A 12,895-nucleotide genomic window follows, 5' to 3' on the forward strand; every position below is an offset into this window, starting at 1 on the left:
AAGGAAGGACGGGCCATGGAAGAGGATAACGCTACGTTGGTGTCGATGTGTCGAAAGCCAAGCACGCGATTGCGATTGCCGCGGGCGGACACAATGGGGAAGTTCGCTATTTCGGCGAGATCGAGGCGACCACGGCAAGCGAGGATCTGCGTAAGAAGCGTCAGCAGCTGCTTTCGTTCCTGCTGCGCCATGGTCGTGTCTTTGCCGGCCACAAGAACTGGAGTCGGGCGCATGCCCGCTGGCTGGCGGCGCAGAAGTTCGACCATCCGGCCCAACAGATCGTGTTCCAAGACCAGGGTCGACAGGCAGCGATGCGTAAAACCGGCTCGATCGATTGGATGCCCAGCTGATTGAACTCGTGCCGAGCTGGTCGATGGCGCCGGCGGTCGCGCCCTATGTCCTTCATCGTCGCCCTCACCTTTGCCAGCGAAGTCGGCGATGTCCGTCGCTTCGACAATCAGCGGCAGCTGATGGCCTTCCTCGGCCTGGTGCCCTCGGAGCGCTCGACCGGCGACACGGTGAAGCGCGGCAGCCTGACGCTGGCCGGCAACCGCCGCGCCCGCCGCGTCCTGATCAAAGGCGCCTGGGCCTACCGTTATCCCGCCAGGGTGACGGAGCCCATTCGCGTCCGCCTCGAGGGGGCTGCCGAAGGCGGTGCGGGAGATACCGGCGCCTGATCGCTGCGGGCAAGAACAAACCCATTGTTGTTGCGGCGGTCGCGCGCGAGATGGCGGCGTTCCTGTGGGCCATTGGCCACCAGGTCGAACCGGTTCGCTGAAATGCAGCGCGCTTCTGCATCGAAGATCAGGCCAAGCCCACCCCTCGCACGGGCGCCGCCGAATTGAGGCAAGTAGGTCCGCTTCAATCCGGCGGAAATGCCGGGCAGCACGGAGACGGGATGTGGCCACGGTGCGGAATTCCCGTGTGGTACTATGTGGCTGGGGCATCCGCCCAACGCCCGACAACTAGACAAGGAAAGCCCAAGACGAATTACGGAAGTGCGGTAACCGACCCGCGGATAGAGCTGGATCACCCGTCGTCTCCAGATCCTATGGAGGAGGGAGTGGATAGCGACCTGCGCTGTGGCAAAGTGAGGTTGCTTCTTAAGCTAGTCGGCAGCGCACATGCGTACCTTGGTCTGGCAGAATTTATAGCCGTCGTAACGTCTCCAATTGGGGAGCGCAATCGCCAGCTTGCGCTAAACCATCCAGATATGGCGGAGTTCAAGCGAATTGGAGCTGTCGCAACGCTGTCTATGATCGTGACGTCCGGTGTAGCCGTTCCTGCAGCCGGTAGTTCGATCAGCGCCGATGAACTCAACGCCGCGGCCAATGACATGAACGCCGTCGCGGAGCATATGCTGGAAATCGCCTTCGCCGATCAACATGACCTCGTTGCCTATCTGAATAACGCGGGAGTTCCTTTTGCGGCTGGCAGATCGGCCTGCGGAATGCGAGGCACTTCTCAAGCGTGCAACCACACGTCGTTCGCAGCGAACCTCAGCTGCGACGTCTTCTGGCGCTGTCTCAACTTGGCCAAAGCCGACCGAAGGACGCCATCGCGACGCTGGAGAATCTCATCGACGCCAGCGGCCATAGGCCGCGCGTAAAGGCGGAAATATGGCCGCACATCCCAATGTGTAAAATCGACTGAAAAAGCTCTTGCCATGCGGGCCGTTCCACATATGGAGGCAAGTCATATCGGGCGCGCCGCCGCTTACGTCACGAGTGCACGAATGCACAAACAAAGAAAGGCTACAAAGCCATATATCCAGCCAAGCCAAAGCCCAGCGCTCTCTCAGCCAAGCCAAAGCCCAGCGCTCTTCCAGCCAAGCCAAAGGGTTTCGTCGACGATGCAAATTGCGGTCTCTTTCACCGAGACGTCCATTCCTACATAATGTTTCATGCTGCGCTTCTCCTTCCTGATGGCTTGTGGCTGTTCCACGGAACCGACCACGTTTTTTCATCAGCTCGAAGCGCAGCACCTTGATGGCATCTCCGCCAAAAGATGAGGCTCAAGCCGAATACCCCATCTGTCGATCACGCCCGCCGTCGGGCTCGCTTCCCGACCCTCAGCCTCGCGCGCCGCCATGACGAGGCTGTTGCTGATGGTCCGCAACAAGCCCGCCTCACGCCAGCGATAGAAATACTTCTGCACCGTTGAAAAGGGTGGGAAGTCTTTCGGCAGCAATCGCCACGCGCCGCCCGACGAGGCGAGGTAAAGAAGTGCGTTCACGACCTCGCGCAGGTCCGTCTTGCGCGGCCGGCCGATGCGGTTCGCCGACGGCATCATCGGCGCAATCAACGCCCACTCCGCATCGGTCAGATCGCTTGCGTAGCGGGCGCAACGCCGCTCATAATGCGCACGAGTGATTTCAGTCCAGGCCATCGTGATCTCCATCGAATCTCGCAAATCCGACGGAATCACAACCTGCTGAAATCACTCAACTCTTTTTGGAACGGACACTAAAGGACGGCTCACAAAACTAAATGACTGGCGTCCGGGCGCCATTTCCGGATCAAAGCGACCGTTGACGAAACGGAAGCGTATTTCACTGTCGGACAGCGAAAGAAAAGACATCCCTGAGAGACTGTTTTGAAAATCGGCTTGCTATGGGTTCCGTCTGAGGCTGGGTTATTATTCAAGCTGTGGATGTGGACAGAGCAGAGCCGTGGCCGGAAGGCCCAGATTGCCAAGAAGACCAAGCGCTACCCGTCTGATTCGACGGACGAGGAGTGAGAGCAGTTCGCCCCGCTGATGCCCAAGCCTGGGCGTCGCGGGCGTCCGCGCGAAATTGATTTCCGTGAGGTGGTCAACGCGGTGCGCTAGCTGGTCCGCTCCGGTTGCAGTTGGCGGATGCTGCCGATCCATTTCGGACCCTGGCAGACGGTCTACGGCTGGTTCCGCGAATTGGCGCGGCGCTTTCTGTTTCAGACCATCCACGACGTGGCGCTGATGCTGGATCGCGAGCGAGCTGGGCGTCCCACGGCTGGCGTGATCGACAGCCAGTCGTTCAAGGCTCCGCAAGCTGAAACAAGGGGTTACGAGGCCGGCAAGAAGATCTTCGGCCGCAAGCGACACATTGCCCTCGATACGGATGGGCGGCTGTTCATGGTCAACCTCACCACCCCGTCGCCGACGGCGCTTATGACCGGCTGAAGCTCATGGACAAAGCCACCTATCTCGACTTCGTGGTCGAGATCAGCCGTCGATCCGACGCCCAGAAGGGCTTCGAAGTCTTGCCCCCGCCGCCGGGTCGTCGAGCGGACCTTCGGCTGGGTGACCCGATAGTGCCGCCTCGTGCGCGACTACGAGCAGCGCATCGACGTCTCCCACGCCATGATCCTTGTCGCAATGGGCGGCAATCTCATCCGCCGAAACGCTCATCCGTGATTTTCAAAACGGACTCTGAGGTAACAGGGGCCGCCGCGATTTCGCCAAATTTGGCACCTGCTGACGCAGACAAGTTATGCAAGATAGAAAAATCACATTGTTCAAATAACCCGGATTTATTGAATTTCAAATAACGTTACATCGCAAGAGACACGCCTTCGAAGAAGACACCATGAGCGACAATACAATAGACACGAGCGCTCAACATCCACACCTTTAGACACGACGCTTACTCACACCACACATGACAGACTGCACACATAATTAGCAATACAGACATTATACTGGAACCAAGATCTGAAAAAGAGAAATGACTGGAATACAGTGCAATAAAGACGAGAGGTGGTCGCAAAACACACACAGGGGACATGTTGAAAACGCCATACGGCGAAGCTGACAGACCCTCAAACAGGAACGTCGATCCGTACAGAAGGCGAAATCTGGTGGGGCCCAGCGCTCTATCCCTGGAGAGATACTCAACGGTCGTCAAGCAGCACCTTCGTGACAGCCACCACGTCAAATGAGCCGAACCGCGTCCGTTTGAAAATGTCGTCATCTTCATCATAAACGATAAACTCGGCATCGGGAATGACGACGCAACCTGCAATGTCGCTCCTCTCGACTTTCGTGCATCCGACAGCATGATACTTGCGCACTATGTCATCCTTGCTATCATAACCCTCCGGCGGAATATCCACTACGAGCAGTTTGACACTGTCATCATGGTCGACAAAGCGCATGTAGTCCGGAATGTAACTTAGGCTTCGCTTTCGTCGGCATTCTTGTGCCGAGAATAGTGGCATATAGGTGTATAGTACCCTTCTCACCTCGCGCGCGCCGTCTGAGTTGAGGTCCGTCATGATTCGCTCTAGGTTGTTGGTCTTGGTCGGGTCATTGAGGCAGGGATAAGTATAGAATTCATCTAGTACTTCTTCTGGAAGGTCGTCGTAGGCCTTCTCGGTCTTCCCCATCCACGCATCATCGTGTTCAGGGTCAATCCCATGAGCTTCCGCGACTGCTCTAGCCCAATCACGTTGGCTCGGACACAGGGCGTTGTTGATGAAATTATTGTATTTGCTCGTCTGGGTCCGAATGTGCTCTCCTAAGTCTTCGGGGTCGGTGTGGGGAGCAATGAACCATGGGCGATCGTACGGAGGAAGAGACATCGTGAACGAAGGTGCAAGGTGGCGGCAGATGATGGAGAAGGTTTAGTTGCGTTGTGATTGACGAAAGATAAAGTAACGACTTTAAATAGCATGCGGGTTTACGCGGCACGGATCGCTTTCGGCCTTTACTAAAGATTACATCCACCAAGAATGTGCTCTCCCGCGAGTCTGGCCCTTTCGGCATTAACGGGTCCCTGTCACTTTCTAGTTCGCTGCGCGAGTGAGTATTTGGTCCCTCACTACACAGAACGCTAACAGCGGGCCGAAATCGAAAACCTCTTGCCTTCTGCGAAAAGCCATCAAATGTCCTCGTCTAAAGCATGGTCCAATGAGAAAGAATGACCCCAGTGGCCTGCAAAGAGTGTTGTCCATTCCCTTATACGAGGTCGTGTTTCTGTCACCCTCGCCCAACGAATCAAGAAGCCGAAACGGTTCTTCCCTTTTCTCTTTCTATCGTGCTGATGAACTTGATCGAATCCCGCAGGATTATGTACGCATTGCGTATTAGCGTTCCGAAAGAGAATGTTTCCCTAACCTACTACTATATGGCTGAGCAGAATGCCCGCACTGCTTTGCAAATATGAACTTTGGCGACCTCACTCGCCTGAGCTCGGCCCAACCTCCGGACGACCCTCCGGCTACCTGCAGTCCCCTCGGGCTCGACTGGTCCGTCGCTCTCGTGAACGACACCCCACCCCCCGTTGGACGTGGTGGCATGGGGGCACGCAGTGTAACTCCTCCGTCTATCGGACCGGCGTTTGTTTGTGGTGCTGTGTCGTTGTTGTTTTTGTATTGTTGTTTGTTCTGTGTGCTCTTAACGTCGTATTAAAGACCGTCATATTCGATGGGTTTTATGTAATGATGTGTCGTAAATAAAATCGGTCCTTTTAAATCAACCGAAGCATGTACTTAGCGATGAGCGTGCTGTTTTGTTTATACAAATCTTGTGGCAATTTGCCATCACGCTCTTACAACACGATTTAACGTCTTAATGGGAGCACAGAAATTATCGAAAAGAGATGACGCAGTGAGTCTTTAATATAGACCAATCGATTTGATAGGTATTGGCCTCCTCGCGGTCCCTGGGTTCCGTGATGTGTGGTACTCGCTGTTCCGTGGGCCTGTTCCGTTTTCGATATATTCTACTGTAAATATCCTAATGTAAATATCGCTAGACCGTCGTCTAATAGCGAGATTTGCAAGCGCCTTTTTGGTGCGGGAGGTTGTTTGCCGGGAGCACGGTCGTCTACGCGGTCGACATGGGCCGCCGCATCATAGGGCTCCGCGGGATGGTCCTTCCAATGTATGTCTCGCACGCTCCGAGCAAACTCGTGGCGCAACGGTCTTAACGGAATGGACCAGCGTCGGTCCCGGCAGGGACTCCTCTTAACGCCATGGGCGCTGCAGAGCTCGAGAGTTAGGCGATGGCCATCGCCCTGTTGAAGAGCTCACCGGAGCGAGAGCATCGCATGCACTGATGACGGCGAGCTTGCGGGCGACAGCGACAGCGGAGCGTTTGAAGCCGATCTTCTCGCGTAGTTTTGGCTCTGACGTAAAGCAGACATCATGGATTTCCTTACTTCACCGGAAAAGCACGGAGGACACACGACTTTATTAGTCCCTATTACAGCAATAGAATCGTACTTGTAAAAACGAACCAGTGTAAGTTAAGCGTCTAGCAGGCTGTTGAAAAAGGCACTCGCCACCGGACCGCAGCGGTGATTCACTGGTTCCGAAGGGATTCGGAGGTGACGAGTGCGCGGCGGCGACGATCGAACTGGCGAACTGTTCAGCTATGTTGACCTTGAGGCGCGGGTGAGGCGCAATCATCCGTTGCGGGCGATCCGGTTAATCGTGAGCGAGGCGCTGTCGGCGCTGGAGCGTGAGTTCGCAGCGCTGTACTCGCCGATCGGACGGCCGTCGATCCCGCCGGAGAAGCTGCTGCGGGCAATGCTATTGCAGGCGTTCTATTCGATCCGCTCGGAGCGGCTTTTGATGGAGCGGCTGGAATACGACCTCCTGTTCCGCTGGTTTGTGGGCATCGGCGTGGACGACGCAGCCTGGGATCATTCGGTGTTCTCCAAGAACCGTGACCGGCTGCTGGAGGGCGACATCGCTGCAAAGTTCCTGAGCGCGGCGCTGGCGCAGCCCAAGGTCAAGAGGCTTCTGTCGACGGATCACTTCTCGGTCGACGGGACGCTGATCGAGGCCTGGGCGTCGATGAAGAGCGTCAAGCCGAAGGACGGCCCAAGCGGTGGTCATGGCGAGCCGCCGGCTCAAGGCGGCGGGCGCAACACCGAAGCGGATTTCCATGGCCAGAGGCGATCGAACGAGACGCATGCCTCGACCACCGATCCCGACGCCAGGCTCTACCGCAAGGGGCGGGGCAAGGAGGCCAAGCTGTGCTTCATGGGACATGGGCTGATGGAGAACCGCCACGGCCTGCTGGTCGAAGCCTGCCTGACGTTGGCCGACGGGCATGCCGAGCGGGTGGCGGCACTGCACATGGTCGAGCCTCGCGCCGACCGACCGCAGGCGATCACGCTCGGTGCCGACAAGGCCTACGATGCGGAGGACTTCGTCAACGAACTGCGTTCGATGAAGGTGACGCCGCATGTGGCGCAGAACACCAGCGGCCGTAGTTCGGCCATCGACGGGCGCACCACCCGGCATAGCGGCTATGCTGTCAGTCAGCGTATTCGCAAGCGCATTGAAGAAGCGTTCGGCTGGATCAAGACGGTCGCCGGTCAGCGCCAAACCAAGTTCCGCGGCCGCGACCGCGTCGGATGGGCCTTCACCTTCGCTGCCGCTGCCTACAATCTGGTGCGGCTGCCGAAGCTCATCGCTGGGACCAACTGACATGGCCAAGGTTCCAGCCATCGCCAAGGCCTTTGCCGGTCGCTGGCGTATCGTCGAAATGGATGTCTGGGACAACGATTTCCTCGATCTCGTCGAAGAGGCGCATCTGACGTTCAAAGGCGCGGCGGACGGCGAGATCGGCTTCGGTGCTCTCAAAGGCTTCCTTGATGTCCGCTACGGCGCGCGAGACGGCTCGGCCTGCGCGGAATTCTCGTGGGAGGGTCACGACGAAAGCGATCCCGCTTGCGGTCGCGGATGGGCGATGATCGGCACCGCAGGTCGCCTCGTCGGCCACTTCTACATCCACAATGCCGACGATTCAGGCTTCGTCTGCGTGCGCGCCTGACTTCTTCAACAGATGGGGGTGATTGGGGTCTCGCCTGAGCCAAGGTGCGGGCGGCTGCTCCTGTATGGATGTTAGAACGTGGTCGCCTTGGAGCGCCACAAACATCGGGAAGGAGCAGCCGTGAAGTATTTTGCTGGATTAGACGTATCTTTGGAAGAGACCGCGATTTGCGTCGTCGATGAGAGCAGTCAGATCGTGAAGGAAACACGAGCGGCGAGCGAACCACAGGCCTTGTCCGATGCGTTGCGGAAGCTCGATCTGCCGCTGGAGCGCATCGGGCTTGAAGCGTGCTCGCTGACGGCCTGGCTTCACGATGGATTGTGCGCCGAAGGTCTGCCTGCGATCTGCATCGAGACGCGCCAAGCCAATGCGGCCATGAAGACGATGCCGAACAAGACCGATCGCAACGACGCCCGCGCGCTTGCGCAGATCATGCGCACGGGCTGGTATCGGCAGGTGCATGTCAAGAGCCGGCAATGCCGGCTGTGGCGTGCGCTGCTGGTTGCCCGCCGGACGGTGCTGAACGAGATGCGCAGCATCGAGAATGTCGTGCGCGCCATGCTGCGAGAGGCCGGCGTCAAGCTCGGTACGCCGTCGCGCACCGCCTTTGCTGATCGCGTGCGCGAACTGGCCAGTGCCGAGGTGATGGCGATGGTCGAGCCGCTGCTTACGATCCTCGGCACCATGCTCAAGGAGTTCGCCCGGCTGACCAAGAAGGTTCTCGACATCGTCCGCAAGGAGGAGGTCTGCCGGCGGCTGATGAGCGCGCCAGGCGTTGGTCCGATTACGGCGCTCGCCTTCCGCGCCACGATCGACCGGCCGGAGCGGTTCGGCTCCTCGCGGGCGGTGGGAGCGCATCTGGGGCTGACGCCAGCGCGATACCAATCCGGTGAGACCGACATCCAGGGCAAGGTCAGCCGCTGTGGCGACGAGCTCGCCCGCACAGCACTCTACGAGGCAGCCCATTCACTGCTTGTGCGTTCCAAAAAGTGGTCGAGCTTGCGCGCCTGGGGCATGAACATCGCCAGACGCCGCGGCATGGCGCGGGCGCGGGTGGCGGTGGCCCGCAAGCTGGCCGTCATCCTGCACCGCATGTGGGCCGACGCAACCGAATTCCGCTTTGGAAAGGAAGCCGCCGGATCGGCATGAAATAGCGCAAGGAACAAAAACGAACACAGACAGTGGTTCGCCCGCGAGGGTGATCTGGATCGTTCCCGTGGGGACGATGGGCAAGGCGATCTCGTTAGCAGGCACGATCCTGGGCGAAGTCTCCCAAGGTCGTTCAACAGATTGAGACGCCTCGCTCTCCTGACCCCATATGTGGACGGCACCCTTCTCGCAAGATTGTTGAGTAACGATTTGATCGGATCGCTTGCGATCATATGTCCGGCCTTTGTATGCGGTCGCACATGACCGCTGGCCAAGATGGTTTCCGCGACGCGAGTTCCTAACATCATGGCGGCCTACAGCGACCAATGGGGTCAACGGAGTGTCCCGCGTCTCGGATCGATCGATCACACCAACTGCTCATTCTCTTGCAAGTTCCGGCAACCAGCTCAGCACGGTAACAGAAGAGATGTTCCCCGTGTCTGGCCGATCTCTATGCGGCGCGCGCCAAGGCTGGCGGCATAGGCTTCGCTCTGTAGATCTCGCCGCTCGCCATTAGCTTCCAGGCGATGCGCGCGATCTTGTTCGCTAGCGCCACGGCAGCGAGTTTCGGCGGCTTGCGCTTGAGTAGGCCGACGAGCCAGGGTGAGACGGCGCCTCGGCCGCGTCGGATATGCCGGATGACCGCAGTAGCCCCGGCCACCAGCACGCTGCGCAAGGCTTCGTCGCCGGCGCGCGTGATCACGCCGAGCCTGACCCTGCCGGCAGTTGAATGATCCTTCGGCGTTAAGCCGAGCCAGGCGGCAAAGTGTCGGGCCGATCGAAAGGTCCCAGGCGCCGGCGTCTTCATCACCAGCAGTGACGCGCCGATCGGACCGACGCCGGGGATTTGCGCCAGGCGGCGGCTACATTCATCGGCCCGATGCCAAGCCATCAATTTGGCGTCGACGTCTTTCAGATGTGTTTGCAGCTGCGCATACTCCTTGGCATGGAGCGCGAACAGCTCCCGCGCCAAATCCGGTAGCATCGCATCTGCCGCGATACGCTCGAGCAGCGGTTCGATCTTGCACATCCCTTTGGCAGCGATCAGCCCGTATTCTGCTGCATAGCCGCGGATCGCATTGGCGAGCTGCGTGCGATTGCGGATCAGCCGGTCGCGCAGGCCGACCAGCATCAATGCCGCCTGGTTGTCGGCTGTCTTGACCGGTACGAAGCGCATCGTCGGCCGGCTCATCGCCTCGCACAGCGCTTCGGCATCGGCCGCATCGTTCTTGCCGCGCTTGACGTACGGTTTGACATATTGCGGAGGGATCAGCTTCACTTCGTGCCCGAACGACTGCAGGAGACGCGCCCAGTGGTGCGATCCGCCGCACGCTTCGATCGCTACCACCGTCGGCGACAGCTTCTCGAACAACGCTGCCACCTCCTTGCGCCGCAGCTTCTTGCGCAGCACCGGCTCCTCAGCCGCGTTTACGCCATGGAGTTGGAAGACGTGCTTTGACGTGTCGATGCCAATTCGAATAATTTGTTCCACGGACGGTCTCCTTTGCTTGAGATCTGCAACGACCTCATTCTGGCACATCGATGCCGTGCGGGGGCCGTCCACCCCAACATCATGCGGCGGCTCCGCGCCGACCGCGAAGAGAAGCGAGTGACCCGCGGGGCGACATGGTCCGGAAAAAAGACAGGAAACGCTTGACCTCACCAACCCCAATCAGAGAAGCCTGCTAGGCGTTACGGGATCTGATGAACTCTGGACTTGTGAATATAGGCCCGAAAGATCTTTGGGCGGTTTTGACCCCGGGCACGATCGCTACCGGAAAGATCACGCTTTATCGACACGGGTTCCCTGTCATCGGAGTCAAGGCGCGACATGATCACTCCCTTCTTTTCCAGCGCCGTGTGGAGCCACCATAAGGTTCAATAATCTGGTCCGGCGCCGCGGGTTCGCTCACGCTCCCGCAAGCCCCGTCGAGTGCCTTCCAATTCACCGCTCCCATCATGCACTGCGCTCGATTCCGGCGCGGAGGAGGATTCTTGCAAGGATGTGCCTTCTGGCTGATGAGGGCTAGCTGTCAGAGGATCAATAGCCAGCTTCTCCTCGTCATTTACCCAATCGTCGCTAGGATTAGTTGCAGTTCGGGTCTCGGGGACTCCCCCGATTGCGCGCCTTTTCCGCACCGGCCCGTAATCGTCCTCTGCGTCGAATAGACCAGAAGAGCGGTTGCGCGCATTCGATCGATGCGGGCTTCCAGGAAAGGCATTGCCGTCGGGAGACGTTTCGTCTCTACTAGGCGAGGCCGTTCGGCTGCTTGAGCCGTCGGATTCAGCTAGGGGCGAGGGTGCAGACAGCGACTCGAAGAACGGGTCATCCTCAAACGCGCGTTTTGCTCTTTCCGCCTCGTCCGCCCGCCTTTCCTGGGCCTCACGGTCGACTCGCGTGAGCGTTCGATCCGGCTGTGCCCTTTCCAGGTGAGAAGAAAGCAAACTGATGTTGCGCTCGATATATATCTCCCCAAGCCGCCACCCCACCTCGTCTTCCGACCGGTCATGGAACAAGTGGTCTATCGTGCGCAGGCGCTCTCTGATTTCCTCATACAAATTCCCGAGCTCATCGGTCAACTCCCTAGCCTGCCCAGCCGTGAATGGAATGTTCGGGCGTAGCCTCCGGCGCTCGCCTGCTTCTCGCGCCCGAAGGAACCCAAGCAACTCCTTAGAATTGCCAACCGCATTCAATCGGTCAGCGATTGCTTGATTGTCATCAGTCAGGTAGCCCCCCTGGTGAGAGGGAGAGGAGGGGGCAAATTTCTCGGCCTTCTCAATCAGCACGCGGCGGCGATTGAGTGTCTGCCGGCCCGGCTCAATGTGCCGATCAATGATCAGACCGACAGCGCTGAAACGAGCCTGAACCTCCGGAGAAAAGACCGCCGGTTCACGACTGAACATCCGTTCGGCAATGCACTCCGCGGTATAGCCGACCGCCCGTTCTCGGGCTGCGATGGCTTCATCACGATGTAAAATTGAATTAGTGCGGTTAGCCCGATACTGCTTCAACCGGGCCAGATTCGCAAGTACGATGAAGGTATCCAGGCTCGCGTTCGCTGAAAACTCGGTGATCATACTGATCTCGTCTCCTCATTTGCTAACCAGACGGACTGACGTTTATCCGACAAACCTTATAACTGATGATTACTCGTACTTAGCAGTGCTGCATACTTGCGATGACACTTGTCTCACAAGTTGAATTATTCGGGACTTCGGTCGGTTGGTCGCGCTATATCCGCTTCATTGTTAGATTTCCCGACCGGGCGAGTGGCAGCCACTTTGCTCAAACGCGCTCATGTTTTCTTCGTATGGGGGCTGTTCCCAGATCAAGAACCAAGTCGTGAATCTGATCGATTTTTTTGTCCAAATCAGAACTTTGCGACCCTGCCATACGCCCAAGCGTAGAGCGAGACGTAGAATTCAAGATGCGATCCCGATGAAATAGAGGTCAGCCAGTTCAAGATCTTCGGTTAGCGCATTTCAGAGATGCGCTTTTCTATTTGCGTCCAAGTGCTTATACGCGATCATAAGGGCTTGGGCTGCGCACCCCCCGATTGCCTGGGGGCCACCTGATCTAAATAATTCCATCGCCTTATCACGAGGCGGTTCTGTTTTCCTCGTCAAAGTCACCCAGGTGGCGCGATATGGCAGCGATCGTCATAGCCTGGCGAGACGTATCAGACAGATTGAGTATGACATTGGCGAGGTTCCGTTTCACGTCGGAACCTTAAGATTTGAGTGTAGGCCCGACAGGGTGAGCCCGAAAAGCCGCGTTTTCGTCATCCGGAGGGCCAACCTCTACAAAGCGTCGCCGGGGTGCTGCTATACTATGCATGATGAAAACTCCGGCGTTTCTACTGCCCATGCCTAATGAACCGCCCCTGGTTTTCCGGAGGCCGTTTCGTTTGAGTCACGCGGCTATGGCTGGTTCATCCAACATGGCGTAGTAGCGTTCCTCGGCTTCGGCCGGCGGGATGTT

7 protein-coding genes and 4 pseudogenes are annotated in these 12,895 nt (G+C 58.1%); 6 read left to right on the forward strand and 5 right to left on the reverse strand.

Annotated elements, in window-relative coordinates; genetic code table 11:
* Positions 1-134 precede the first annotated feature (134 nt).
* Together NKG99_RS36065 and NKG99_RS31575 are read left to right on the forward strand one after the other, a co-directional pair.
* A pseudogene (locus NKG99_RS36065) lies at positions 135-778 on the forward strand (transposase); the annotation flags it as partial.
* A gap of 285 nt (positions 779-1,063) precedes the next feature.
* Positions 1,064-1,609 carry a hypothetical protein gene (locus NKG99_RS31575; protein ID WP_352873169.1) on the forward strand — a complete coding sequence of 182 codons (546 nt, stop codon included), beginning with the start codon at positions 1,064-1,066 and terminating at the stop codon, positions 1,607-1,609.
* Between the two features lie 410 nt (positions 1,610-2,019).
* Here the strand turns inward: NKG99_RS31575 and NKG99_RS31580 are convergent.
* Positions 2,020-2,388: pseudogene (locus tag NKG99_RS31580) on the reverse strand (transposase); the annotation flags it as partial.
* A gap of 264 nt (positions 2,389-2,652) precedes the next feature.
* Here NKG99_RS31580 and NKG99_RS31585 point away from each other — a divergent pair.
* Positions 2,653-3,393: pseudogene (locus NKG99_RS31585) on the forward strand (transposase).
* 476 nt (positions 3,394-3,869) lie between these two features.
* Here the strand turns inward: NKG99_RS31585 and NKG99_RS31590 are convergent.
* Positions 3,870-4,559: a RolB family protein gene (locus tag NKG99_RS31590; protein WP_352873170.1), complete on the reverse strand. Its 690-nt coding sequence runs from the start codon at positions 4,557-4,559 to the stop codon at positions 3,870-3,872.
* A 1,417-nt stretch (positions 4,560-5,976) separates the two neighbouring features.
* A pseudogene (locus NKG99_RS36070) lies at positions 5,977-6,101 on the reverse strand (IS110 family transposase); the annotation flags it as partial.
* Positions 6,102-6,314: 213 nt separating this feature from the next.
* On the opposite strand from NKG99_RS36070, the gene NKG99_RS31595 reads away from it, so the two are divergent.
* The 3 genes from NKG99_RS31595 (at position 6,315) to NKG99_RS31605 (ending at position 8,913) form a co-directional block, all read left to right on the forward strand.
* Complete coding sequence (locus NKG99_RS31595; RefSeq protein WP_352873171.1) at positions 6,315-7,418, forward strand: IS5 family transposase; 1,104 nt, start codon at positions 6,315-6,317, stop codon at positions 7,416-7,418.
* Position 7,419: 1 nt separating this feature from the next.
* Complete coding sequence (locus NKG99_RS31600; protein ID WP_352873172.1) at positions 7,420-7,764, forward strand: hypothetical protein; 345 nt, start codon at positions 7,420-7,422, stop codon at positions 7,762-7,764.
* 120 nt (positions 7,765-7,884) lie between these two features.
* Positions 7,885-8,913, forward strand: a complete 1,029-nt coding sequence (locus NKG99_RS31605; protein WP_352532767.1) for an IS110 family RNA-guided transposase — start codon at positions 7,885-7,887, stop codon at positions 8,911-8,913.
* A 451-nt stretch (positions 8,914-9,364) separates the two neighbouring features.
* On the opposite strand, the gene NKG99_RS31610 is transcribed toward NKG99_RS31605, so the two are convergent.
* Positions 9,365-10,405, reverse strand: a complete 1,041-nt coding sequence (locus NKG99_RS31610; protein WP_352873177.1) for an IS110 family RNA-guided transposase — start codon at positions 10,403-10,405, stop codon at positions 9,365-9,367.
* Positions 10,406-10,791: 386 nt separating this feature from the next.
* A complete protein-coding gene (locus NKG99_RS31615; protein ID WP_352873174.1) occupies positions 10,792-11,991 on the reverse strand; it encodes a hypothetical protein in 1,200 nt (399 codons plus the stop codon).
* Positions 11,992-12,895: the final 904 nt, after the last annotated feature.

The sequence above is a fragment of the Mesorhizobium sp. M1409 genome, assembly GCF_040317535.1.
In the GTDB taxonomy this organism is placed as follows: Bacteria; Pseudomonadota; Alphaproteobacteria; order Rhizobiales; family Rhizobiaceae; genus Mesorhizobium.